The 23,372-nt window shown below is 72.7% G+C and carries 21 protein-coding genes, 1 tRNA gene and 1 pseudogene; 12 read left to right on the top strand and 11 right to left on the bottom strand.

Features of this window, described 5'->3' with window-relative positions; all coding sequences use genetic code 11:
- Window positions 1-12: 12 nt before the first annotated feature.
- Together ACIQZO_RS13935 and ACIQZO_RS13940 are read right to left on the bottom strand one after the other, a co-directional pair.
- Entirely contained in the window at window positions 13-1,425 is a 1,413-nt protein-coding gene (locus ACIQZO_RS13935; RefSeq protein ID WP_403624933.1) for a M1 family metallopeptidase, read from the bottom strand.
- 86 nt (window positions 1,426-1,511) lie between these two features.
- Window positions 1,512-2,069: a heme-binding protein gene (locus ACIQZO_RS13940; RefSeq protein WP_403624936.1), complete on the bottom strand. Its 558-nt coding sequence runs from the start codon at window positions 2,067-2,069 to the stop codon at window positions 1,512-1,514.
- Between the two features lie 324 nt (window positions 2,070-2,393).
- On the opposite strand from ACIQZO_RS13940, the gene ACIQZO_RS13945 reads away from it, so the two are divergent.
- From ACIQZO_RS13945 to ACIQZO_RS13955, 3 genes are read left to right on the top strand one after another with little or no spacing between them, the layout of a single operon-like run.
- Complete coding sequence (locus ACIQZO_RS13945) at window positions 2,394-3,599, top strand: sensor histidine kinase (protein ID WP_403624939.1); 1,206 nt, start codon at window positions 2,394-2,396, stop codon at window positions 3,597-3,599.
- Complete coding sequence (locus tag ACIQZO_RS13950) at window positions 3,596-4,216, top strand: response regulator transcription factor (RefSeq protein ID WP_109780026.1); 621 nt, start codon at window positions 3,596-3,598, stop codon at window positions 4,214-4,216. The genes ACIQZO_RS13945 and ACIQZO_RS13950 overlap by 4 nt, the downstream gene beginning before the upstream one ends.
- 44 nt (window positions 4,217-4,260) lie before the next feature.
- Window positions 4,261-4,764, top strand: coding sequence for a hypothetical protein (locus ACIQZO_RS13955; protein WP_403625049.1), 504 nt, complete (start codon window positions 4,261-4,263; stop codon window positions 4,762-4,764).
- Here ACIQZO_RS13955 and ACIQZO_RS13960 read toward each other — a convergent pair.
- Window positions 4,741-5,757 (bottom strand): annotated as a pseudogene (locus ACIQZO_RS13960) (glycoside hydrolase family 26 protein); the annotation flags it as partial. The gene ACIQZO_RS13955 and the pseudogene ACIQZO_RS13960 sit on opposite strands and share 24 nt — an antisense overlap.
- A gap of 279 nt (window positions 5,758-6,036) precedes the next feature.
- On the bottom strand, window positions 6,037-6,684 hold the full coding sequence (locus ACIQZO_RS13965; protein WP_403625052.1) for a pentapeptide repeat-containing protein: 648 nt from the start codon (window positions 6,682-6,684) through the stop codon (window positions 6,037-6,039).
- A gap of 147 nt (window positions 6,685-6,831) precedes the next feature.
- Between ACIQZO_RS13965 and ACIQZO_RS13970 the strand changes: the two genes are divergently transcribed.
- The 5 genes from ACIQZO_RS13970 (at window position 6,832) to ACIQZO_RS13990 (ending at window position 11,303) form a co-directional block, all read left to right on the top strand.
- Entirely contained in the window at window positions 6,832-7,803 is a 972-nt protein-coding gene (locus ACIQZO_RS13970; RefSeq protein ID WP_403625054.1) for a zinc-binding dehydrogenase, read from the top strand.
- 359 nt (window positions 7,804-8,162) lie between these two features.
- Window positions 8,163-8,915, top strand: a complete 753-nt coding sequence (locus ACIQZO_RS13975) for a DUF6879 family protein (protein ID WP_403624942.1) — start codon at window positions 8,163-8,165, stop codon at window positions 8,913-8,915.
- Window positions 8,912-9,754 carry a helix-turn-helix domain-containing protein gene (locus ACIQZO_RS13980; RefSeq protein ID WP_403624945.1) on the top strand — a complete coding sequence of 281 codons (843 nt, stop codon included), beginning with the start codon at window positions 8,912-8,914 and terminating at the stop codon, window positions 9,752-9,754. The genes ACIQZO_RS13975 and ACIQZO_RS13980 overlap by 4 nt, the downstream gene beginning before the upstream one ends.
- Before the next feature lie 224 nt (window positions 9,755-9,978).
- The gene (locus tag ACIQZO_RS13985) at window positions 9,979-10,125 is read left to right on the top strand and encodes a hypothetical protein (protein WP_403624947.1); all 147 of its coding nucleotides are present in this window, start codon (window positions 9,979-9,981) and stop codon (window positions 10,123-10,125) included.
- A complete protein-coding gene (locus ACIQZO_RS13990; RefSeq protein WP_403624950.1) occupies window positions 10,122-11,303 on the top strand; it encodes a methyltransferase domain-containing protein in 1,182 nt (393 codons plus the stop codon). Before ACIQZO_RS13985 ends, ACIQZO_RS13990 begins: the two co-directional genes overlap by 4 nt.
- A 146-nt stretch (window positions 11,304-11,449) precedes the next feature.
- Here the strand turns inward: ACIQZO_RS13990 and ACIQZO_RS13995 are convergent, their stop codons facing one another.
- Window positions 11,450-12,361, bottom strand: coding sequence for an aminoglycoside phosphotransferase family protein (locus ACIQZO_RS13995; protein WP_403624953.1), 912 nt, complete (start codon window positions 12,359-12,361; stop codon window positions 11,450-11,452).
- 251 nt (window positions 12,362-12,612) lie between these two features.
- Between ACIQZO_RS13995 and ACIQZO_RS14000 the strand changes: the two genes are divergently transcribed.
- Complete coding sequence (locus tag ACIQZO_RS14000; RefSeq protein ID WP_403624956.1) at window positions 12,613-14,001, top strand: NAD(P)/FAD-dependent oxidoreductase; 1,389 nt, start codon at window positions 12,613-12,615, stop codon at window positions 13,999-14,001.
- Here the strand turns inward: ACIQZO_RS14000 and ACIQZO_RS14005 are convergent, their stop codons facing one another.
- The 3 genes from ACIQZO_RS14005 to ACIQZO_RS14015 form a co-directional block, all read right to left on the bottom strand.
- On the bottom strand, window positions 14,002-14,409 hold the full coding sequence (locus tag ACIQZO_RS14005; RefSeq protein ID WP_403624958.1) for a hypothetical protein: 408 nt from the start codon (window positions 14,407-14,409) through the stop codon (window positions 14,002-14,004).
- Complete coding sequence (locus ACIQZO_RS14010) at window positions 14,406-16,115, bottom strand: right-handed parallel beta-helix repeat-containing protein (RefSeq protein ID WP_403624961.1); 1,710 nt, start codon at window positions 16,113-16,115, stop codon at window positions 14,406-14,408. Before ACIQZO_RS14010 ends, ACIQZO_RS14005 begins: the two co-directional genes overlap by 4 nt.
- 86 nt (window positions 16,116-16,201) lie before the next feature.
- Window positions 16,202-16,275: transfer RNA gene (locus ACIQZO_RS14015), tRNA-Thr, on the bottom strand.
- Window positions 16,276-16,460: 185 nt separating this feature from the next.
- On the opposite strand from ACIQZO_RS14015, the gene ACIQZO_RS14020 reads away from it, so the two are divergent.
- From ACIQZO_RS14020 to ACIQZO_RS14030, 3 genes are all read left to right on the top strand, one after another.
- Window positions 16,461-17,549, top strand: a complete 1,089-nt coding sequence (locus ACIQZO_RS14020; RefSeq protein ID WP_403624964.1) for an ABC transporter ATP-binding protein — start codon at window positions 16,461-16,463, stop codon at window positions 17,547-17,549.
- 213 nt (window positions 17,550-17,762) lie between these two features.
- Complete coding sequence (locus ACIQZO_RS14025) at window positions 17,763-18,176, top strand: hypothetical protein (protein ID WP_403624967.1); 414 nt, start codon at window positions 17,763-17,765, stop codon at window positions 18,174-18,176.
- Window positions 18,177-18,204: 28 nt separating this feature from the next.
- Window positions 18,205-18,972 carry an NDP-sugar synthase gene (locus ACIQZO_RS14030; protein ID WP_403624971.1) on the top strand — a complete coding sequence of 256 codons (768 nt, stop codon included), beginning with the start codon at window positions 18,205-18,207 and terminating at the stop codon, window positions 18,970-18,972.
- A 162-nt stretch (window positions 18,973-19,134) separates the two neighbouring features.
- Here ACIQZO_RS14030 and ACIQZO_RS14035 read toward each other — a convergent pair whose 3' ends face one another.
- From ACIQZO_RS14035 to cysS, 3 genes are all read right to left on the bottom strand, one after another.
- Window positions 19,135-20,655: a DoxX family membrane protein gene (locus ACIQZO_RS14035; protein WP_403624974.1), complete on the bottom strand. Its 1,521-nt coding sequence runs from the start codon at window positions 20,653-20,655 to the stop codon at window positions 19,135-19,137.
- Window positions 20,656-20,863: 208 nt separating this feature from the next.
- Entirely contained in the window at window positions 20,864-21,835 is a 972-nt protein-coding gene (rlmB, locus tag ACIQZO_RS14040; RefSeq protein WP_403624977.1) for a 23S rRNA (guanosine(2251)-2'-O)-methyltransferase RlmB, read from the bottom strand.
- A 95-nt stretch (window positions 21,836-21,930) separates the two neighbouring features.
- Entirely contained in the window at window positions 21,931-23,337 is a 1,407-nt protein-coding gene (gene cysS / locus ACIQZO_RS14045) for a cysteine--tRNA ligase (protein WP_403624980.1), read from the bottom strand.
- Between the last annotated feature and the right edge of the window lie 35 nt (window positions 23,338-23,372).

The following is a 23,372-nucleotide window of genomic DNA, read 5'->3' on the forward strand; positions in this document are numbered from 1 at the left end:
CCGGCACGAGCGCTACTCGGGACGGTCCTTCCCGTACAGCCACGCGTCCCAGACCTTCTTCAGGTCGTGGCCCGTCTTCTCCTCGGCGTAGGCGGTGAAATCGGCCGTGCTCGCGTTCCCGTGCCGGTGGTCGGCGGCCCAGCCGCGCACCAGGGCGAAGAACTTCTCGTCGCCCACCTCCTGGCGGATCCGGTGCAAGGCCATCGCGCCGCCGTAGTACACCGGCTCCGCCGAGATGTCCTTCGGCCCGGGCGGCGCGGCCGGCGGGAAGGCCTGCCAGTCGACGCCGGCGTCCCGGTCGACGTCCGTGTCACCGGTCCGGAAGGCATCGAAGTGCTCCTGCGCCGTGGGCCCGTTGTGGTCCTCGGCCCACAGCCACTCGGCGTAGGTCGCGAAGCCCTCGTTGAGCCACATGTCCTTCCAGGACTTCGGTGACACCGAGTTGCCGAACCACTGGTGCGCGAGCTCGTGCACGACGAGCTCCTCCTCGGTCGGCGTGCCGGGGAAGACGGGCCGGCCCTGGGTCTCCAGCGCGTAGCCGAGGGTTCCGGCGGGCACCACGATCGAGCCCGCGGCGGCGAACGGGTACGGGCCGAACCGCCCGCTGCCCCACTCCACCATCTCCGGCAGCCGCGCGAGCGGCCCCGAACCGGCGGCCGGCTCCCCCGGCGCCACGGCGCTGTAGAGGCCGATCCCCGAGGGCGTCCGCCCGGTCGTCACCTTGTACGGCCCGATCACGGCCGTCGCCAGATAGCTCGCCATCGGCTCCGGGCTGTGCCAGGCGAAGGCGGTCCGCCCGTCCGCCTCCTCGGTCCGGGAGCGCAGCTCGCCGTTGGAGACGGCCTCGTAGCCGCGCGGGACGGTCAGGGTGATGTCGTAGGCGGCCTTGTCGCTGGGGTGGTGGTTGCCGGGGAACCAGGTCATCGAACCGAGCGGCTCGCCGACGGCGACCGCGCCGTTCCCGGTGGTGATCCAGCCCTCCCGGGAGCCGTCCGGGTCCACGAGGGGCTTCGGCTTCCCGCTGTAGTCGACCTCCGTACGGAAGACCTCGCCCTTCTTCAGGTCCTCGGCGGGGCGCACGGTCAGCTCGTTGCCGGTCCGGTTGTACCGGGCGCCCGCCCCCTGGACGGTCACGCCCTCGACGTTCAGACCGCTGAAGTCCAGGTTGAAGGAGCTGAGCCCCTGCTCGGCGCGGGCGGTGATCACGGCCTTACCGCGCAGCCGCCCGTCGGCGGGGTCGTAGTCCAGGTCCAGCGCGTAGTGGTCGACCTGGTAGCCGCCGTTCCCGGCCCGCGGGAAGTACGGGTCACGCAGCCCCGACGCACCCGGCCGCCCCTGGACCGTGTCGCCCGTACAGCCCGTGGTGAGGGCGAGCAGGGCGGCGACGGCAGGGGCGGCGAGGTGGGAGAGAGCACGGTGTTCCACGTACTCGATCCTAGGCGGGGCGGACCCGCGGGCTACTTGTTCGGAGCATCCATGGCTGATTACTTGTTCAGCGCGTCCACGGCGGGCTACTTGTTCAGCGCGTCCACGCCGGCCTTGGCGAACTTCTCGTCCAGGTCACCGCTCGGGGCGCCGGCCACACCGATGCCCGCGACGGGCGCGCCGTCCGCCTGGACCGGGGTGCCGCCACCGAGGAAGAGGGTGCCGGGGATGTCCTTCAGGTTCGGGGTCTGGGCGAGCCGGCCCGCGAGCACCGAGGTCGGGGCGTTCCAGGACACGGCGGTGAAGGCCTTGCGCTCCGCCGACTCGTAGGACTGCGGGCCGGCGCCGTCGCCGCGCAGGGTGACGATGGTGTTGCCGTTGCGGTCGACGACGGCGACGGTCACCTTCTGGTTCTCGGACTCGGCGGCCTTCAGCGCGGCCTGGGCGGCGCGGGTCGCGGCGTCGACGGTCAGGTGCGTCGTCGTGGTGAAGTTCTTGCCGCTCGGGCCGTCCTTCTTGCCGGCCACGGAGACCTGGGCGGTCTCGGCGGCGGGGGTCGCGCTGGCGCTCACGGCACCGAAGGCTCCGGCGCCCAGGGCGACGGCGAGGGCGGTACCGGTGAGAACGCGGGTGCGGGTCTTCATCTCTGCTCCTGAGAACGGTGGCACGGTGGCACGGTGACGGCATCGGGTCGGTCGTTCGGGGCCGGTCGGGCCGGCTCCCTCACTGCTCCAAGCCTCGGCCCGAAACCCCCCGCACCCCGTCCCCGTACCGGCTCGCCCCGCCCACCTCACCGGCTGACCCGGGGGTCATCCGATCGGTCGATGCGGATCGCCTCCGGCGAGGTATTTCCTGTTCAGGACCGCCTCCGCCCCAACCGACCCTCCGGCCCCTCCAGCCTCGCCGGCGTTTGAGGCGCGGGGTCCGGGCGGAGCCCCGGCAGCGACACCGCAGCCGACAATGGACGCATGCCCCCGACCGAGGAGCACCCCGTGCACCCCGTGCACCCCGCGCACCCCGCCCCACCGCGCGACGACACCCGAACGCTGGCCACGGTCGCGCACACCGCGTTCTTCCTCCTCCTCGGCGCCTCCGTGGTCCGCTTCCTGCTGCGCCACCCCGGCGAACCCCGCACCCCGTGGATCATCGCCCTCAGCATCACGCTGGCCCTGCTCTACGTACTCGGCCCCGCCCTCGGCGCCGCCCCCACCGCCCGGCGACTCCTGTGGCTCGGCCTGGTCGTCACCACCTGGGTGGTCCTGGTCATCCTCGCGCCGAGCTTCGCCTGGTGCGCCGTGCCGCTGTTCTTCACCGCCCTGCGCACCCTCCCCCCGCGCGCCGCGATCGTGCTGGTGGCCCTCCTCACCGGCTTCGTGGTGATCGCCCAGCTCCAGCTGGCCAAGTCCTTCGACCCCAACCTCCTCCTCGCCCCGCCCGCCGTCGCCGCCCTCGCCACCGCCGTCTTCGTCCACATGGAACGCCAGGCCCAGGCCCAGCGCACGCTGATCGACGACCTGATCCGCACCCGCCGCGAACTGGCCGCCACCGAACGCCGCGAAGGCACCCTCGCCGAGCGCCAGCGCCTGTCCATGGAGATCCACGACACCCTCGCCCAGAACCTCTCCAGCCAGCAGATGCTGCTCCAGGCCGCGGACCGCACCTGGGAGACCGACCCGGCCACCGCCCGCGCGCACGTCCGTACCGCCACCGACATCGCCGCACACGGGCTCTCCGAGGCCCGGCGGCTCGTCCACGACCTGGCCCCGCCCGAGCTCGCCGACGGCGCCGGCCTCACCGACGCCCTGCGCTCCCTGGACGCCGGCCCGGACATCGAGGTCCGCTTCCACCTCGAAGGCACGCCGACCCCGCTCCCGGACCGCGTCCAGTCCGCACTGCTGCGCATAGCCCAGGGCGCGCTGGCCAACGTCCGCGAGCACTCAGGGGCCCGTACGGCCGCGCTCACCCTGAGCTTCCTCGGCGACCAGGTCGTCCTGGACATCGCCGACGATGGCCACGGCTTCACCGAGCCCCGCACCGACACGGCCCAACGCGGACACGGGCTCCCGGCCATGCGGGCCCGCGTACGCCAGCTCGGTGGCACCCTGACGATCGAGTCCACGCCGGGCGAGGGCACCGTCCTCTCCGCGGCCATCCCCCTGGAGCCGGCCCCATGACCACGATCCTCCTCTGCGACGACCACGTGGTGGTCCGCGCCGGGCTGCTGGCCCTGCTCGGCAGCGAACCGGACATCGAGGTCCTCGGCGAGGCGGGCAGCGGTGAGGAGGCGGTCGCCCTCGCCGCGAAGCTCCGCCCCGACGTGGTCCTGATGGACCTCCAGCTGGGCGAGGGCATCGACGGAGTCGAGGCCACCCGCCGCATCACGGCGCTCCCCACGCCCCCGCACGTCCTGGTCCTGACCACCTACGACACGGACGCGGACATCACCCGGGCGATCGGCGCGGGCGCCACCGGCTACCTCCTCAAGGCCGAACGCCCCGAGGAACTCTTCGCCGCCATCCACTCCGCCGCCCAGGGCCGCACGACGCTGTCCGCGCCGGTGGCCAGCCGGGTGATGGCCCACATGCGCGGCACCCGGCCCACCCTGACCGACCGCGAACTGGACATCCTCGGCCAGCTGGCCCGGGGCCTGGGCAACCGCGACATCGCCCGCGCCCTGTTCATCAGCGAGGCCACGGTCAAGACCCACCTGGGCCGCATCTACGACAAGCTCGGCGTCGACACCCGCGCGGGCGCGGTCTCGGTGGCCAAGGAACAGCGCCTGCTGCCCTGACACCGGAGGTGAGCGGTCCCGGCGCGCGTGACACCATCAGCTACGTGCTCGACATCGGCTACTCCCTCTCCCGGCGCTTCCCCGACCCCCCGCAGACCGACTACCGCTCCGCGGACGTCCACACCCTGCGGCACGACCTGTTCTGCGGGGACGTGTACCTCGCCGACACCAACGCGGACCGGGAAGTATCCACAGCCTGGGGATGGGTGCCCGTACTGGACTTCGCCTGGGCCCTGTGCGACATCGTCGAGCAGCTCGACAAGGACCCCCGCGGCAACCGCTCCGCCAACCGGCAGTACGCCGAGCTCGACTTCACGGAGTCCACGGACCGGATGCTCTTCGAGCGCCGCTTCGGCTGGGTCGACGTCGAGTCCGACTGGATGCCGGCCGAAGAGGCCCCGCTGACCTTCAGCCACCGCCTGCTGCGCCGCGAGGCCCGCGACTTCCTCCACGACCTGATCGCGGACCTGATCGACATGCACGACGGCCTGGCCGACAACCCGGCCATCTGGACCCTCCAGGCCCGCTTCCCCCGCGTCCCGGCCTAGGAACTCCCGGAACACCTGCGTGGAACGCGGGTTCTGTCCGCACTGCCACACGCCGTGCGGGCAGTAGTCGGTGATGCTGTGGTAGAGCGGCTTGTGCTCGTCGAACCAGGCCAGCATGCGCCGCATGTACTCGGGGTTGTCGCCGTGCCGGAACAGCCCCCATTCGGGGTACGAGATCCGCTTGCCGTGCGCCTTCGCGAAGTCGACCTGGTGCTGGAGTCCGTAGGGCTGGGTGACCTGCTCGTCGAAGGTACGGCCGGGCTCCTGGTCGTAGGAATCCATGCCGATGACGTCGACCACGTCATCGCCGGGGTAGCAACGCGTCCAGGCGATCGCGTCACCCCCGCGGTTGGGGGCGTAGTCGAACCGGAACCGCTGCCCCTCCACCGACCGCATGGCGGCCACGATGCGACGCCAGTACGTTTTCCAGTTCACGGGGTCGGGACGGCAGCGGTGGGTGTAGTTGAAGCCGTTCATCTCCCAGCCGAGCACGATCACCGTGTCCGGCACCCCCAGGTCGACCAGACGCCGGGCCAAACGCTGGAAGTGATGGTCGTTCACACCCCGGGCGCCGGATCGAATCAGCTCAGCGACCCGGCCGTCGGGGACACTGGCCTCGTTGCGCTCCTGCATGGGCACGTTCAGGACGAACAGCCGGTCGGCCCTCTCCCTGCGCCACCGTGCCCAGCTGCGCAGGGAATCGGGAGCCCCCTCGACGTTCGACCAGGTGTCGCCGGGCAGATAGGTGTGCCCGGCGCGCAGCTCGGTGCCGCCGAGCCAGCGCGAGAGTTCCCGCATCCGCTCGACACCCGGCGAGCCGTAGTGAAGATAGGCGCCCACGGCCGTCCCGGACGTACCGTCGGCCTCGGACCCTGTGCTGCCCCCGGCCCCTCCCCGAGGAGCAGGCGTGCCGAGGACGCCTCCCACGACGAGCAGGCCGATGGCGACCGTGCCGGCACAGGCACCCGCCAGTCGGCGACTCCACTGCGACATGACGCCTCCACGAGCCTCGTACACCGGTGTGCCTGCCTGAGACGTTAGGCACCTCGCCCGGTGAACCGCCCGTCCGGACATCCGTCTGCTCGGCCATTCGTCGCAGCCGCCCGTCCGCACCCGCCGCCACCCCTCCAGCCCCGTCGGCGTTCGAGGCGCGGGCCCGGGCGGCGCTCGTCAGGGCCCGGGGCAGCGGCCCCTGCAACGGCGCAGCACCCCGGAGGGCTACGCCTCCACCCGCACCCCGGAGCGCTACGCCTCCACCCGCAGCCCGGAGCGCTACGCCTCCACCCGCAGCCCCAGCTGCGCGGCCATCGCCGGGGCCAGCTCGAACAGCTGGCCGGGGCTGATCACCGCCCCGGCCAGCGCCTCCACCCCCCGCGCGATCTCCAGTACGGAGACCCCCCGCAGGTCCACGTCCGCCATCCGCACCCCGCTGAAGTCCGCCCCCCGCAGCCCGCAGTCCCGGAACTCCACCCGCTCCAGCACTGCCCCCGCGAAGTCCGGCTCCACCAGCACGCACCCCTCGAAGACCACGTCCTTGAGCCGCGCCTTCCGCAGGTTCAGATAATCGATCTTGCCCCCGCGCACCACCACCCGCTCCAGCACGGCCCCGTGCATCTGCACGCCGCCCAGCCGCGCGTCCACCAGCTCCACGTCCCGCAGCGAGGCCCCCGACAGGTCGGTCCCCACCCCCCGGACCCCCTCCAGTACCGAGTCCAGGATCCGCGCCTTCGACAGCCCCGCCTCGTCCAGCGCGCACCGCCGCAGCGCGCAGTCCATGAACCGGGCCCCGATCCCCTCCTGGCCGGCCAGGTCCAGGTCCGCGAACTCCAGCCCGTCGTAGTCCCCGTCCGGCTCCAGCTCGCCGCCGTCCCACCCGGTCAGCTCGGGCAGCCGCAGCTCCGGCCGCCGCGCCGCCTTCACCGTCTGCTGCCGCCCCTGCTGACCTTGCTGCCCCTGCTGCCCCTGCTGCCCTTTGCGCACCATCCCCCCATCGTGAAGCACCCCACTGACAACGGCCGCTCTTGACCTCAACCCCGCTCGAGGTCGCACCCTGGCGCCATGCCCGCCATGCGAGCCATCCGCCTCCACGCCTTCGGCCCCGCCGAGAACCTCACCCACGAGCACACGGACATCCCCGTCCCCGCCCCCAGCCAGGTCCGCATCGCCGTGGCCGCCGCCGGCGTCCACCTGCTCGACACCAGCCTCCGCCGGGGCATCCAGGGCCCGCCGGCCCCGCTGCCCGAGCTCCCCACCGTCCCCGGCCGCGAGGTCGCCGGAACCGTCGACGCGCTCGGCCCCGGCACCGACCCGGCCTGGCTCGGCCGCACCGTGGTCGTCCACCTCGGCTTCGCCCCCGGCGGCTACGCCGAGTACGCCGTCGCCGACGCCGACCGCCTGCACCCCGTACCCGACAGCCTCGACCCCGCCGAAGCCGTCGCCATGATCGGCACCGGCCGCACCACCCTCGGCATCCTCCAGTTCGCCGACCTCGGCCCGGACTCCGTCGCCCTGATCCCCGCCGCCGCCGGAGGCATCGGCACCCTGCTCGTCCAGTACGCCCGCTCCGCCGGCGCCACCGTCATCGCCCTCGCCGGCGGCCCCGCCAACGGCGCCCACCTCGCCCTCGACTACACCGACCCCGGCTGGCCCGACGCCGTACGCGCCCACCACCCCGGCGGCGCCACCGTCCTCTTCGACTCCGTCGGCGGCGACACCGCCCGCACCGCCCTCGGCCTCCTCGCCCCCGGCGCCCGGCACCTCGTCTTCGGCTGGTCCGGCGGCCCCCTCGACCTCACCGACGCCGAACGCGCCGACCTCGCCGCCCGCTCCATCACCACCCGCGGCGTCCTCGGCCCGGCCATGCTCCAGCAGGTCGGCGCCCCCGACCCGCTGCGCGTCCTGGAGACCAGCGCCCTCGCCGAGGCCGCCGCCGGCCGCCTGCGCCCGGCCCTGACCCGCTACCCGCTCGCCGAGGCCGCCGCCGCCCACCACGCCCTGGAAACCCGCGCCACCACCGGCAAGGTCGTCCTGGAACCGTGACGACCCAGCCCCGCGACTCCGGCGGCGGACGCAGTCGCCGTCCTCCACCTGCGGCTTTCACACGAGCCGTTCGTCTCCGACTCCCTGGAGGGCCAAGAGGCGGACTGTGTCCGCAAGGCCGAAGAACCGGGCGCGACGGAGGTCGTGAGGTCGTGGTCTTCCGGGAGGTCATCACGGCCTCCGCGCCTTCACCCGTCAGCTCCGGGACCGCGAGAAGCCCCTGGTTCCCTGGCATGCGCCTGGAACCAGGGGGCTCTTTTGCGTCGCGTCCGGAGAATCATTGCGAATCACGCGGGACAGGGAGCCCGTACCCGTCCCATCCTGGTCGGGACTTTTCCGCTGGTGGGAGGGGAACGGCAATGGCCCGGCGACTCCGGTTCATCGGTACCAACTCCGGCAACGACGGATGCCCGACCCTGTACGAGGACCTGGACACCGGGGAGGTCCTGGTCCAGGGCGACGCGGTGACCGACCCCGACGACGTGTCGCAGCTGCGGAACGTCAAGGATGGGGAGGGGGTCGTGGTCGTCCCGCGCGTGCTCCTGGCCGACTTCGCTCCGCGGGACGTGGAGAGGCCGCCCGTGCTGATCGACTTCGAAGAGTTCGCCGGGATGTTCCGGACCTTCGCGCACACGGCTTGGCGCCTGGAGACCCGGCGCCGCTACCAGTCGGACGAGGAGACCGAGACGTACCAGCGGTTCGTCCGGGGCGAGGACGCCGGCTGGGACCTGAACGACCCCTGGTGCGCGTCCCGGCGCGAACAGTCCGCCCTGGGCAAGCGCTTCGAGCGGGTGAGGATCGCCGACAACCCGCCCACCCCCGGTCAGCGCTACCTGCTCGACAACGCCCGCCGCAACAGCGCCGTGGGCGAGGACATCCGCAACCTCTGGCGCTCCGACGCCGAAGCCCTCCAACTCCCCGACGCCGACTTCTGGCTCTTCGACTCCCGGGTCATCGCCCGGCTCCACTTCGATGACGACGACATGATGACGGGCGTCGAGCTGGTCACGGACCCGGTCGAGGTGGCCCGCGCGTGCCAGGTCCGGGACGCCGCGTGGCATCACGCCGTGCCGTACGAGACCTTCGCGGAACAGGTGCCGTCCGCCGAGTGAGCACCGACTTCCAACAAGCACGGGTTGCCCTCGGTGCGCGGCTGCGCGAGCTGCGCACCGATCGGCGGCTCACCGGACGCCAGTTGGCGGTCCTGCTCGGCTGGACCCAGTCCAAGATCAGCAAATTGGAGACCGGCCGCCAGACCGCCACGACGGACGACCTGCTGGCGTGGGCGGACGCCACCGGCCATCCGCAGGCGGCCGAGGAGCTGATCACCAGGCTCCGGAGCCTGGAGTCCCGGTCCCGCGCCTGGCGCAGACAGCTCGCCGCGGGCCACAAACCGGTCCAGGACACGCTGACGGCCGAGTACGAACGCACGAGGACCTTCCACGTTCGGCAGGGCTCCACGGTCGTGGGAATGCTCCAGACCGCCGAGTACGCCCGCCACGTCTTCACCCGCTACGCCGATCTCCACCAGTCCGTCCGGGACACCGAGGAGGCCGTACGGGCCCGCGTGAAGCGCCAGGAGATGCTGTACGAGCCGGGGCGCACGTTCCACATCGTGATGCGGGAGGCCACGCTCCACGCCCTCGTGTGCCCTCCTCCCGTACTGGCCGCCCAGCTCGACCGCCTGGCGGGCGTCCTCGGGCTGGACACCGTCTCGCTGGGCATCGTCCCGTTCGGCGCCTCCCTGAAGATCCCGCCCGCCAACGGCTTCTGGCTGTACGACGACCGCCTGGTGATCGCGGAGGACTGGCACGCGGAACTCTGGCTGGACGACGCGGACAGCGTGGGCGTGTACCGGAAGGTCTGGCAGGCACTCTCCGACTCCGCGGTCTACGGGACGGACGCTCATCGCGTGATCGCCCGCGCCCGGCGGGCTCTCGACGCCGCCTGAGAATCCACCGGAAGATCACGGACCAGCCCGAGGATCCCGGCGAATCAGCCCCGACAGGGCCGGGCACCCGGCCCTAGCGTCCCTCTCACCGGCAGCACGCAGCGGCTGGACGACGCGAACGGGCTGCGCCAGGGGTCAACGCGACTCCGCCCCCGGTGACCGGTCCACCGATCGGCCGGGGCGGCTCACAGCACCACTCATCCCTCCCGAGAAGGAGCACGTTCATGGGCGGACAGCACGGCGGGGGCGCCGGCTCGGGTCAGGGCGGAAGCCAGCAGGACGACGGCCAGTCGGGCGCCGGTCACGGCGGAGGCGGCTCGGAAGGCCAGGACTCCGGTCACAGCGACACGAAGGGCAGCGGCACCAAGTGACCGAACGCGGCACGACGGAGGCCGGCCCCCAGGGGTTGGCCTCCCGGCTCATGGACATCGGGGCCCTGACCTCCGACTGGCTCCCCGCCTACCAAGCCGTACTCCGGGAGTCGTTCGTCCCGGACGTGATCTGGCCCGGAGTCGGCCCGGCCGACGGCGGACCGGTGGAGGCCATCGACCGCCGGACCGACCCGCAGGCGTGGTTCCGCGCGGTCTACTCGGACACCTCCCTGACCACCCAGTGGGACGACGGCAACCACACGGGACCCGACCGGGGCAACATCCCGACATGCAGCAACTCCCAGCCCGCCATGGTGTTCTCCATGCTGGCGGCTCTTGACGTCCAGCCTGGGGTCAAGGTCCTGGAAGTAGGCACGGGCACCGGCTGGAACGCGGCTCTGCTGTCCGAACGGGTCGGTGCGGAAAACGTGACCACCATCGAGTTCGACCCGGAGAACGCTTCCACGGCCCGAGCCCGCCTGGACGCCACCGGCTACAACCCGGTCGCCGTCGTCGGAGACGGCTCACAGGGCTGGCCGGGGTGCGCCCCGTATGACCGTGTGCTGATCACGGCCTCCCTCCGGGAGATCCCGGCGGACATCATCCGGCAGACCCGGCCCGGCGGGATCATCGTCTCCCCGTACGCCACGGAGTACGGCGGGGAGGCCGTGGTCCGCCTGACCGTCCAGGCGGACGGGAGTGCGTCCGGCCTGTTCGTCGGCTCCTCCGCCTTCATGCGGCTCCGGCAGCACCGCGCCTACCGAACGCACGTGAAGACGTACCTGGGCAGGAAGCCGTGGCCGGCCGATGGCCGCCGGACGACCTCGTCCCTGCCCCCGGAGGACGTGGCCGACTGGCTCCCCATGTTCGCCATCGGACTCCAGACACAGGGGATGTTCCCCTACCCCGAGAAACTCGACGGCGGGTGCTACACGCTCTGGCTCCGGGACGCCCAGGTCACGTCCTGGGCGTCGATCGACTTCGTTCCCGGCGCGGAGGAGTTCGAGGTCTACCAATCCGGCCCGCGGGAGCTGTGGAGCGAACTCAGAGCAGCCCACGCCTGGTGGAACGAGCAGGACCGCCCCGGGTTCGAGCGGTTCGGCCTCACCGTGAGCCCTGACGGAACCTCCCGGGCCTGGCTCGACTGCCCGGAGCACCCGGTCCCGGCCGTCGGGTAGGCGGACAGCCCACCCGCCCGGTGCCGCCTCCTTACGGTCCCGGGCGGGCGCCCGGCGGCTACTCCGCCCCGCTGCCCAGCTTGCGCAACGCATCGTCCGTCAGGCGATTCATCGCGTGGACGGCGGGGACATCGGTGCGCTACGGATCACCGCCCCGGCCCGGAACGCGGGCACAGCACTTCGACGACCGTCAACTGCTCCTCGTCCAGACGCTCTTCCCCGTCCGCCACGTCCCACAGGCAATTCTGGAGCACCCGCCCCAACGTCCAGGCCCGCGCCCGCTCCCGGTCCCGGTCCAGCCCCGCCGCCTCCGTCAGCAGGTCGAACCGCCACCGCACGTCCTCGGCCCGGAAGTCGTTGACGATCGCCGGCAGCAGCTCGAAGCCCGGATCGCCCGACAGCGGCTTCGGATCGATCGCCAGCCACGGCTCCCGACCGCCCGCCAGCACGTTGCCGTAGTGCAGATCCCAGTGCAGCAGCCGGTCCCCCGGCTCCCCGGCGACCTCCGCCACCGCCGCCGCGCAGTCCGCCAGCAGCCGCCGGTCCCGCTCCTCCACCAACCGCCCGAGCGCCCCCGGCACCTCCTCCAGCATCCCGGCGGCCATCTCCCCGAGCCCGCGCAGCCCGGCCGGCGCCGGAACCGCCGTCAACCGCGCCAGCAGCCCCCCGACCACCGCCACCGCCCGCCGCGCGTCGGTCCGCGCGAGCTCCGCCAGGTCCCGCGCCTCGTCCAGCCGTTCCAGCAGCAGGGTGCCCGTGTCCGCGTCGTGCTCCAGCAGCCGTACGCAGCCCCGCCCGGCCCACGCGCGCAGCGCGACCGGCTCCCCCGCGCTCTCCTCGTCCACCGCCACCAGCTTCAGCGCGGCGCGGCTGCCGTCGGCCCGCGCCACGGGCAGCACCAGGGAGGTCATCCCGTGCATCGCCGGCCCGGTGCGGCGCAGCTCCCACTCCTCCAGGAACCGCGCGGCCCGCGCGGGCAACCCGGCGATGAACTCCCGCCCGGCGTCACCGCCGTACCGCACCTGCGAGTCGACCAGCTCCTGAGGAATCTCGACCATACGGCGACGGTAACGGGCGGTGCGGTGCGATGCGGTGCGATGCGCGGCGGCACTTGAAAGGGGTGGGCCGGCGCCCCGCACACATCCAGCCCCGCCGACGCTTGAGGCGCGGGTCCGGGCAGCGCCCGGCACACCACACCGGCCACCACACCGGCCGAGCCGCCCGCAGGGCGCACCGTCGAGCGTACGGGCCGGAAACACGACGTCCCGTCCCTGGACACCCCTCCGGAACGAGGTGTACCAACTCCCCCATGACGATCAACGGCGGTATTTCCTTCTGGTACGCGACCGCGCACGGCACCCCGCCCGCCCCTCCCCGCACCCCCCTCACCGGTGACGCCACCGCCGACGTCGTCATCATCGGCGGCGGCTACACCGGCCTGTGGACGGCCTATTACCTGAAGAGCGCCGCCCCCGACCTCCGCGTCACCGTGCTGGAGCAGAAGTTCTGCGGCTACGGCGCCTCCGGCCGCAACGGCGGCTGGCTCTACAGCGGCATCGCAGGCCGCGACCGGTACGCCGCCCTGCACGGCCCGCAGGCCGCCCGCCGCCTCCAGCGCGCCATGAACGACACCGTCACCGAGGTCATCGACGTCGCCGCCAAGGAGGGCATCGACGCCGACATCCACCGCGGCGGCGTCCTCGAAGTCGCCCGTACCCCCGCCCAACTGGCCCGCCTCAAGGCCTTCCACGCCCACGAGCTCGCCTTCGACGACGGCGCGGGCGACCGCGAGCTCCTCGACGCCCCCGCCACCCGCTCCCGTATCGACATCGCCGACGCCGTCGGCGCCGACTGGAGCCCGCACGGCGCCCGTATCCACCCGCTGAAGCTGGTCAGGGGCCTGGCCGCCGCCGTCGAGGCCCTCGGGGTGGTCATCCACGAGTCCACGCCGGTCACCGAGATCGCCCCCCGCCGCGCCGTCACCCCGTACGGCACGGTCCGCGCGCCCTACGTGCTCCGCTGCACCGAGGGCTTCACCGCCGCCCTCAAGGGCCAGAAGCGCTCGTGGCTCCCGATGAACTCCTCGATGATCGTGACCGCCCCGCTCCCGCCCGAGACGTGGGCCCGGCTGGGCTGGTCGGACAGCACGCTGCTGGGCGACATGGCCCACGCGTACATGTACGCCCAGCGCACCGCCGACGACCGGATCGCGATCGGCGGGCGCGGGGTCCCGTACCGCTTCGGCTCCCGGACCGACAACGACGGCCGCACCCAGCCGGCCACCGTCGCCTCCCTGACCGCCCTCCTGACGTCGTTCTTCCCGCAGCTCGCCGGTACGGAGATCACCCACGCCTGGTCGGGCGTGCTCGGCGTGCCCCGCGACTGGTGCGCCACCGTCACCCTGGACCGCGCCTCGGGCCTGGGCTGGGCGGGCGGTTACGTGGGCTCGGGTGTCGCCACCGCCAACCTCGCGGGTCGTACCCTGCGCGATCTGGTCCTCGGCGAATCCACCGAACTGACCGCCCTCCCCTGGGTGAACCACCGCGTCCGGCGCTGGGAGCCGGAGCCCTTGCGCTGGCTCGGCGTCCAGGCCCTCTACGCCGCCTACCGCGAGGCGGACCGCCGCGAGAGCGCCACGCACCGGCCGACGACCACCCCGCTGGCCCGCCTGGCCGACCGGATCTCGGGCCGCCACTGATCAGACGGCCGAGGTCAGGCCCTCGATCGCCGTCCGGGCCCATTCCTGCGCGCCCACCGCCGTCCCGGCCACCACCCCGGTCGCCACCGGCGCCAGGGCTCCCTTGAACGCGGCCAGGGCCCGGCGCAGCCTCCCCCGGTCGGGCTCGCCGGTCCCGGCGACCTCCGCCAGGACGTCCTGGGCGGCGGCCTCGGCGTCCTCACGGTCCCCGTCGGGCAGGCCCGCCCCGGGGAGCTGCCGCATCAGGTCGGCGACGAGGGCGGCGAGGGCCTCGAAGCCGGGCGCGGGTGCGGTGTTGTTCTGCTGGTTCTGGTTGACCGTCTCGTTGCTCCAGGCGAACTGGGCCCCGGACACGGCGCCGTGGAAGACGGGGCCGGACCCGTCGGCGTCCTGCTGCTGATCACTCATGTGCGGGTACCGTCCTCGTTCGTCGTCCGGTTCTGGACGGCGTGGATGTTCCTCCACGCCAGCTGGACATCGTGGACCGGGCCGTTGAAGACCGGTCCCTCGTAATGGTGATGGACCACCGTGGGGCCCGGTTCGGTCCGGAGGGCCTTTTCCACCACCGGCAGCGACGTGCGCAGTGCGACCAGGTCGACGAGCCCGTTGTGCACGACGCCCAGCTGCCCGGTCCCCGTCACGGAGCAGCCTTCGAACCGGCCCCAGGCGCGGTCGACGAAACTGGCGCCGCTCACCGCGCAGTCGACGAGGGTGGCGTCGACGACCTCCACCCGGGCCGAGTCCCTCGCGAAGACGCCCAGTCCGTCGCAGCCGGTCACGGTGAGGTTCCGCGCGACGGCCCGCGCGCTGCCGAAGGAGGACATCCCGCCGGTGGTGACCGCCGCGGCCCCGCAGTCGTGCAGGAACAACTGGGCCTCCTCCCCGGCTCCGAAGGCCAGCGCCGCCCGTTCCACCGACACCCGTCGCAGCGTCACCCAGGACTGCCCCAGAGCGGTCACCGCGGCCATCTCCACGTCCCGCATCACGCCGTCGGTGACTTCGGCCTGCGTGCCGCCGTTGCCCCGTGTCTCCAGCCCGGACGCGCAGCGTTCGACCGTGACGTGCTCGAAGACGGCGGTGGCCTCGTCGTGGACCCGCAGGGCGGCACTGGCCAGGTCCCGGACCTCGATCCGGGTGAAGCGGCCCCGGCCGCGGTCGGTGACGGCGAAACCGACCTTTCCGCCCTCGACACGGCAGCCGTGGACCTCCGGTGCACCGCCCTTCGTCACGAGCACCGCGACATTGCCGGCCCCGGAGACCACGCAGTCCTCGAACCGGCCCCGGCCGGCGTTGTTGACCTCGAGGCCGGTGTCGCGGCAGCCGGTGAGCACGCAGTCGCGCACCACCGGGTCGGCGCCGCTCGACACCGCGATCCCGAACCGCGCGTCGACGACGCGGGTGCGCTCGACGCGGCCCCGGGACTGCTCGATGTACGCGATGCCCTCCGCCTCCACGGACTCGACGAGGCAGTCGGTCACGGTCAGTTCCGCCCGCGCGCCCGCGAGGACCGCGGCCATCCGGGTACGGGTCAGCACGCACCCCTCGATCCGGGCCCGCCCGCCGCTGACGAGGACCCCGTGGATCGCGCTGCCCTCGATCCGGCTGCCGACGACCTCGAGCCGGCCGCCGTCGATCACGGCGAGCGCGTTGTCCGCGGCGTCGGTGAAGCGGCACCGCTCGACGAGCCCGCCGGCGCCCGCGAGCAGGACCCGCCCGTGCAGGACCGTGCTGTCCCGCAGCGTCACCGCGGTGCCCGGCCGGGCGTGCAGGGCGATACCGTCGTGGGCCCGGATCTCGCTCTGTTCCAGCGTCAGGGTCCGCGCGTGGCAGCCCACGACGTCGCCGCCCCGGCCGACCAGTACGAGCCCCTGGACGACCGTCGGCGCGAAGCTGTCCAGGACGGCGCCCCGGGGCCGCGTCACCACGACCGAGCCGGGACCCCCGACCGCGACCAGCCGGACCTCGCCGCGGACGGTGAGCGCCTCCTCGTAGTGGCCGGGCTCGATCTCGATCAGCGCCGCCCGTCCGCGCCGGGCCGCCTCGGCGAGGGCGGAGGCGATGTCCCGGTGGGCGCGCCGGCCCCCGTGCTGTGAGACCACGTACCGAGCGGCCATTCCCGCCTCCCCTGCCGGACAGCCCCCGAACGGTCAGAGGCCCTGCCGTCCGCTCGGACGACAGGGCCTCTGGTGTGCTTCCTCGGAGCCCCCTGTCGGATTCGAACCGACGACCTACGCTTTACAAGAGCGTTGCTCTGGCCAGCTGAGCTAAGGAGGCGCAACCGTCCTCACTCTACACAGCGGCCCACATCGCGTAATGCGGAATTCGACACCTTCCCGGTGCTGACAGGAGCCCTCCGGACGGGTAGCGTCGAGCGGAAGTCCACCTAGTGGACTAGACCCATTCTTCCTTCCACTCGGATCGTCCGGCACGTTCCTGCCGGTAGAAGGGATTCATTCACCATGGCTTCTGTCACTTTCGACAAGGCGACCCGGCTGTACCCCGGCGGCGACAAGCCCGCCGTGGACCAGCTCGAGCTGGAGATCCACGACGGCGAGTTCCTCGTCCTCGTCGGTCCGTCCGGCTGCGGCAAGTCCACCTCGCTGCGCATGCTCGCCGGCCTGGAGGACGTCAACGGCGGTGCCATCCGCATCGGCGACCGCGACGTCACGCACCTGCCGCCCAAGGACCGGGACATCGCGATGGTGTTCCAGAACTACGCGCTCTACCCGCACATGAGCGTCGCCGACAACATGGGCTTCGCGCTCAAGATCGCCGGTGAGGACAAGGCCACCATCCGCAAGAAGGTGGAGGACGCGGCGAAGATGCTCGACCTCACCGCGTACCTCGACCGGAAGCCGAAGGCCCTCTCGGGCGGCCAGCGCCAGCGCGTCGCCATGGGCCGCGCCATCGTGCGCAAGCCGCAGGTGTTCCTCATGGACGAGCCGCTGTCGAACCTCGACGCCAAGCTCCGCGTCTCCACCCGCACGCAGATCGCCGCGCTCCAGCGCGACCTCGGCATCACCACCGTCTACGTCACCCACGACCAGGTCGAGGCCATGACCATGGGCGACCGCGTGGCCGTGCTCAAGGACGGGCTGCTCCAGCAGGTCGACACCCCGCGCAACATGTACGACCGCCCCGCGAACCTCTTCGTCGCCGGCTTCATCGGCTCCCCGGCCATGAACCTGGTCGAGGTCCCGATCACCGACGGCGGCGTGAAGTTCGGCGACAGCGTCGTCCCGGTGTCGCGCGAGGCACTGTCCGCGGCGGCCGACGCGGGCGACCGCACCGTCACGGTCGGCGTCCGCCCGGAGCACTTCGACGTCGCCGAGACCGGCGGTCTGACCGTCGTCGTGAACGTCGTCGAGGAACTCGGCGCCGACGGCTACGTCTACGGCTCCACCGCGACCGCCGAGGGCTCGCAGGACCTCGTGGTCCGCGTGGGCGGCCGGCAGGTCCCGGAGAAGGGCTCCAGCCTGCACGTGGTGCCGCGCGCGGACGAGATCCACGTCTTCTCGACCTCCTCCGGCGAGCGGCTGTCCAGGTAGCAGCTCCCGCAGCGTTCAGCAGGATTGAAGGGGCGTCCCGCCAAGGGGCGCCCCTTCGGCGTCCGTTGCCCCGCCCCTGCGCTGCCGGAACCCCGGCAGACCGGGCCATTCGGCCCCAACCGTCAACCCCCAATTCGAAAAACCACGTCGAACCATCCCCCGACAGAGTGACTAAATGTCGCCAAATCTTCACCGAGCGCTACTCTCGCCCTCGTGACCCACACTGCCCGCCGTATCGGCCGATCCCTCGCCCTGGTCCTGCCCGTCGTCCTGGTGCTGTCCGGGACCCTCGCGGTCACCATGGTCCCCTGGGCGGACACTTCGTCCTCCCAGGTCCTGACCGCCTCCGCCGAGGACGTCTCCGTCCCCGCGAAGCCGCGCGCCGCGCACGAGGTGCTGCGCGAGCAGCTCGTCGGCGAGCTGCAGCAGGGCGGCCGGCCGGACGACGTCCTGACCCACCTCCAGCAGGAGGTGAACCGGCGGCCCTCGCTCGCCGAGCACTGCGTGGGGATCGCGCGGGCGCTGGGCCGGGCCGCCGTCGACGCGTACGGCCCGACGAAGGCCCAGTCCTTCGCCCGTCCCGTGTGCGACACCGCGTACGCCACCGGCGTCGCCTCCATGGGCTGACCCGCGCCACCTCCCTACGCTGGCCGGCATGACCGACGACCACCGATCCGACTCCCCCGCTCCTTCCGCAGCCGCGTTCCCCGCCGCCCCCACCCAGGCCGTCGTCCTGGCGGGCGGCCAGGGTTCGCGGCTGCGCCCGTACACGGACGACCGACCGAAGCCGATGGTCGAGATCCCGGGGACGGGGGTGCCGATCATCGGACACCAGCTGGCCTGGCTGGCCGCCGAAGGGGTCACGGACGCCGTGGTCTCCTGCGGTCACCTCGCCGAGGTGCTCCAGGAGTGGCTGGACGGGGCCCGGTTGCCCCTGCGCGTGACCACGGTGGTCGAGGACGAGCCGCTGGGCCGCGGCGGCGGCCTCAAGTACGCCGCGCGCCGCCTCCCGCACCCCGACCGGCCCTGGTACGCGACCAACGGCGACGTGTGGACCCGCTTCTCGCTCCGCGAGATGGCCGCCTTCCACGCCGAGCGGGACGCGGTGGCCACGCTGGCGCTGGCCCGGCCGCGGATCCCCTGGGGGGTCGTGGAGACCAACGAGTTCGGGCACGTACTGGACTTCATCGAGGCCCCGCCGTCGCCCTACCTCGTCAACGCCGGGGTGTACGTCTTCAGTGCCGAATTCGCCGCGCTGCTCCCGGACTTGGGCGACCACGAGCGTACGACCTTCCCGCGGCTGGCCCGTGAGCGGCGGCTCGCGGGCTTCCCGCTGCCCCAGGGGGCCTACTGGCGGGCGATCGACACCGCGAAGGACCTCACCGAGGCCGCACGGGAGTTGGCGGCGCAGACGGGCCCCTGAGCCCCTTCCCGGCCCGCACACCCCGTACGGCGCCCCGCGAGCCCGGCACACGCGGAGGGGCCCGGCACACGCGGAGGGGCCCGGCACACGCGGAGGGGCCCGGCACACGCGGAGGGGCCCGGCACGCTCGCGCGTACCGGGCCCCTTCTCTCTCGGCCGGTGTCAGCCGATGAGGCCGCCGATCAGGCCCGGCTGCTTGGCCGCAGGTGCGCCGCCGCCCGTGCTGCTCCCCGAGGAGGAGGACGGCTGCCTCGGCGAGGAGGACTGCCGGGGCGTACTGCGCGGGGTCTGCTTGCCGGTGGTGCCCCGCGTCGCCGTGGGCGACTCGGAGCGCGTCCCCGAGGTCCCCTTGGAGGGGGCGCCGGACGCGGTCTTCCCGGACTTCGCGGCGGGCTCGGTGGCGCTCGCCGAGGGGGACGCGGCCTTGCTCGGCGGCTGCGTGGGCCGCTGCTGCCCGGGCTGCTGCCTGGCCGGCTCCTGCGGCAGCGGGCGGCCCGGCAGGTAGTTGCTGGGGGCCTCGCCCGGGCCGGGGACGGTGACCACGGTGGAGGAGCGGACGGCCCCGCCGAGGAGCGAGCCCACGAGCAGGGTGAGCCCGCACACCACGGTGGCCATGACGGCGCCGCGGCGCAGCACGCGCCGCCGCAGCCGCCAGACCTCGGAGCGCGGCCCGAGGGTCCGCCAGGCCTCGCCGGCGAGCCGTGCGTCGAGGGAGTAGACGGGGGCGCCCGCGATGATCAGCGGGCTCCAGGCGGCGAGGTAGATGATGTCGGGCGCGTCGTAGGCCGGGACGGTCTTCCAGCTCACCGTCATCAGCAGCGCGGCGGACAGCAGCGCCCCGAAGCAGGCGGCGAACCGCTGCCACAGGCCGAACACCGTCAGCACGCCCACGATGACCTGGAGGAACGCCACGCTCAGTCCCGCGCCCACCGGGTGCGCGAGCGCGAAGTCGCGCAGCGGCTCGGCGAGGGCCCAGGGGCTCAGCGTGTGCAGCCAGGTGACCATGGAGCCGCGCTCGCCGCCGTCGAAGTAGACGGGGTCGCACAGCTTGCCCATCCCTGCGTAGATGGAGATGAAGCCGAGGAAGACGCGCAGCGGGAGCAGCACGACCCCGAGGTTCATCCGGCGGCCGGGGTAGTACGAAGCCTGCCCGCGCGCGTCGGGGCCGGCCCGGCGGGAGTCCGACCCGGGCCCGGAGCCGGGCGGCTCCTGGTGGGGCAGGTCCCGTACGGCGGCCAGCGGACGCGTATCGGCGGGGTCCCCGTAGCTGCGCTGGCCGATGACGGTCGGCGGGGCGAGGGTGTCCTCGGCGAGGTCGTGGGCCAGGTCGATGCGGGGGATGACCTGGGTGGCGCCGCCGTCGTACTCGTCGTGCCCGCGCCCGGCCTCGCGGACGGCCTGGAGCAGTCCGCCCATGGCCGCGGCGTCGCCGGCGTCGGACTTGCCGCTCCAGACCACGGGGGCCCGGCGGCGGGTGGCCCCGGCGGCCGCCACCGCGGCGCCACCCAGGACGGGTGCGCGGCCGGGGGCGTTCGCGGGCTTGGAACGCGCGCTCGGGCTCGGTGCGAGCCGCACGCGGAAGCTGGCGTGGTTGACGATGACCTGTGCGGGATCGCACGGCACCTTGACCATGCTCAGCGCGGGCTGGTCGTCGAACCCTGACGTTCTGGTGTCCACACTCATCTAACCGAGTGATCAGTGTTTAGGACACTGCCTTGACGACAGGGATGTGTCCGAGACCCGTCAAGATCAAGCCACCCCGCCCGAATCGGGCGGGGTGACACGCTCACGGGTCACATTCCCTGAGCCAAGTGGATCAGTTGCGCGAGCGATCCGGATACGCGGGCCCGATACGCGGGGCCCCGATGCGCGGGGATCAGACGCGCGGGGATCAGGCGCGACCGCGGTCGGCGCGGCGGCGGGCGGCCTCGTACAGCACGACGCCGGCGGCGACACCGGCGTTGAGGGACTCGGCGCCGCCCGGCATCGGGATGCGCACCAGGTAGTCGCAGTTCTCGCCCACGAGGCGGCCGAGGCCCTTGCCCTCGGAGCCGACGACGATGACGACCGGGCCGCCGAGCGCCTCCAGGTCGTTCACGGTGTGCGTCCCCTCGGCGGCGAGGCCGACGACGGTGATGCCCGCCTTCTTGTACTCCTGGATGGCGCGCGTCAGGTTGGTGACGCGGGAGACCGGGGTACGGGCGGCGGTGCCGGCCGAGGACTTCCAGGCGCCGGCGGTCATGCCGGCGGCGCGGCGCTCGGGGATGACCACGCCGTGACCGCCGAAGGCGGAGACGGAGCGGACGATCGCGCCGAGGTTGCGCGGGTCGGTGACGCCGTCGAGGGCCACGATCAGCGGGTCCTCGCCGTTGTCGTACGCGGCGGCGGTGAGGTCCTCCGGGTGCGCGTACTCGTACGGCGGGACCTGGAGGACCAGGCCCTGGTGGTTGAGCCCGTTCGTCATGCGGTCGAGCTCGGGGCGCGGGGCTTCCATCAGGTTGATGTTGCCGCGCTCGGCCGCGAGCTGGAGGGCCTCGCGGACGCGCTCGTCGTTGTCGATGAACTGCTGGACGTAGAGCGTCGTGGCCGGAACACCGTCGCGCAGCGCCTCGAAGACCGGGTTGCGGCCGACGACCATCTCGCTGGTGCCCTTGGCACCGCCGCGGCGCGGGGCCGGGCGGCGCTTGGCTGCCTGGCGGGCCATCGCGTTGCTGATGCGGTTCGCCTTGTGCTTCTTGCGGTCCTCGGCCTTGGGCGTGGGGCCCTTGCCTTCCAGACCCCTGCGCCGCTGGCCACCGCTGCCGACCGTCGCGCCCTTCTTGTTGGACGTGCGGCGGTTCCTGCGCTGGCTGTTCCCGGCCATGACTTCTACCTGTTTTCGTTGGTGCTGCGGTATGTACGTATGAAGAGTGTGCCGCCCGGAACGCCGGGCAGCACACCAAGCTCAGCTGCCCGGGCTCAGCGGGGGCCGAGCGTCCAGCGCGGACCCGTCGGGCTGTCCTCGATGACCAGCCCCGACTGCTGGAGCTGGTCGCGGATCGCGTCGGCGGTCGCCCAGTCCTTGCGGCCCCGGGCGGACTCGCGCTGCTCCAGGACGAGCCGTACGAGGGTGTCCACCGCGCCGTGGAGCTCCTCACCGCGGTCGGAGCCGTTCCCGCCGTCCCAGTGGGGGTCGAGCGGGTCCAGGCCGAGGACGCCCAGCATGGCCCGCACCTCGGACAGGCGCGCGATGGCCGCGTCCTTGTCGTCGGCGGCGAGCGCGCTGTTGCCCTGGCGGACGGTGGTGTGGACGATCGCGAGCGCCTGCGGGACGCCCAGGTCGTCGTCCATGACCTCGGCGAAGGCGGGCGGGACCTCGGCCGCGGGCTCGACGGGACCGCCGGCCTTCTCGATGACGCGCTGGTAGAACCCCTCGATGCGGGCGAAGGCCGACTCCGCCTCGCGCAGGGCCTCCTCGCTGTACTCGATCATCGACCGGTAGTGCGGGGTGCCGAGGTAGTAGCGCAGGACGATCGGGCGCCACTGCTTGACCATCTCGGAGACGAGCACCGAGTTGCCCAGCGACTTGGACATCTTCTCGCCGGACATGGTGACCCAGGCGTTGTGGACCCAGTACCTGGCGAACTCGTCGCCGAAGGCCCTGGCCTGGGCGATCTCGTTCTCGTGGTGCGGGAAGATCAGGTCGAGCCCGCCGCCGTGGATGTCGAAGGCCTGGCCGAGGTACTTGTGCGCCATGGCCGAGCACTCCAGGTGCCAGCCGGGACGGCCGCGGCCCCACGGGGTCTCCCAGGAGGGCTCGCCGGGCTTCACTGACTTCCACATGGCGAAGTCGCGCGGGTCGCGCTTGCCGGTCTCGCCGGTGCTCTCCGGCTGGCGGATGTTGTCGAGCTCCTGGCGGGAGAGCGAGAGGTAGCCCGGGAAGGACTTCACGTCGAAGTAGACGTTGCCCTCGGACTCGTAGGCGTGCCCGCGCTCGATGAGCCCGCGCATCATCTCGATCATCTCCGGGACGTGCCCGGTGGCGCGCGGCTCGTAGGTCGGCCGCAGGCAGCCGAGCGCGTCGTAGCCGGAGTTGAAGGCCAGTTCGTTCTCGTAGCCGATGGACCACCAGGGGCGGCCCTGTTCGGCCGCCTTCGCGATGATCTTGTCGTCGATGTCGGTGACGTTGCGGATGAAGGTCACGTCGTAGCCGCGGTAGGCGAACCAGCGGCGCATGACGTCGAAGTTCAGGTACGAGCGGATGTGCCCGATGTGCGGGGCGGCCTGCACCGTGGCGCCGCACAGGTAGATCGAGACACAGCCCGCGGTGAGCGGGGTGAAGTCGCGGATCTGCCGGGCGCTGGTGTCGTACAGGCGAATAGTCACGGCATCCAGGGTAGTGGGCCTGTAGCAGTGCCCCG

The organism is Streptomyces sp. NPDC097617 (assembly GCF_044761485.1).
Taxonomy (GTDB): Bacteria; Actinomycetota; Actinomycetes; order Streptomycetales; family Streptomycetaceae; genus Streptomyces.

Bases quoted from the DNA above. Each gene is read 5' to 3' on its own strand.
- ACIQZO_RS13940 (WP_403624936.1), bottom strand. From the start codon at position 2,069: ATGAAGACCCGCACCCGCGTTCTCACCGGTACCGCCCTCGCCGTCGCC.
- ACIQZO_RS13945 (WP_403624939.1), top strand. From the start codon at position 2,394: ATGCCCCCGACCGAGGAGCACCCCGTGCACCCCGTGCACCCCGCGCAC.
- ACIQZO_RS13950 (WP_109780026.1), top strand. From the start codon at position 3,596: ATGACCACGATCCTCCTCTGCGACGACCACGTGGTGGTCCGCGCCGGG.
- ACIQZO_RS13970 (WP_403625054.1), top strand. From the start codon at position 6,832: ATGCGAGCCATCCGCCTCCACGCCTTCGGCCCCGCCGAGAACCTCACC.
- ACIQZO_RS13975 (WP_403624942.1), top strand. From the start codon at position 8,163: ATGGCCCGGCGACTCCGGTTCATCGGTACCAACTCCGGCAACGACGGA.
- ACIQZO_RS13985 (WP_403624947.1), top strand. From the start codon at position 9,979: ATGGGCGGACAGCACGGCGGGGGCGCCGGCTCGGGTCAGGGCGGAAGC.
- ACIQZO_RS13995 (WP_403624953.1), bottom strand. From the start codon at position 12,361: ATGGTCGAGATTCCTCAGGAGCTGGTCGACTCGCAGGTGCGGTACGGC.
- ACIQZO_RS14000 (WP_403624956.1), top strand. From the start codon at position 12,613: ATGACGATCAACGGCGGTATTTCCTTCTGGTACGCGACCGCGCACGGC.
- ACIQZO_RS14005 (WP_403624958.1), bottom strand. From the start codon at position 14,409: ATGAGTGATCAGCAGCAGGACGCCGACGGGTCCGGCCCCGTCTTCCAC.
- ACIQZO_RS14010 (WP_403624961.1), bottom strand. From the start codon at position 16,115: ATGGCCGCTCGGTACGTGGTCTCACAGCACGGGGGCCGGCGCGCCCAC.
- ACIQZO_RS14020 (WP_403624964.1), top strand. From the start codon at position 16,461: ATGGCTTCTGTCACTTTCGACAAGGCGACCCGGCTGTACCCCGGCGGC.
- ACIQZO_RS14030 (WP_403624971.1), top strand. From the start codon at position 18,205: ATGACCGACGACCACCGATCCGACTCCCCCGCTCCTTCCGCAGCCGCG.
- ACIQZO_RS14035 (WP_403624974.1), bottom strand. From the start codon at position 20,655: ATGAGTGTGGACACCAGAACGTCAGGGTTCGACGACCAGCCCGCGCTG.
- rlmB (WP_403624977.1), bottom strand. From the start codon at position 21,835: ATGGCCGGGAACAGCCAGCGCAGGAACCGCCGCACGTCCAACAAGAAG.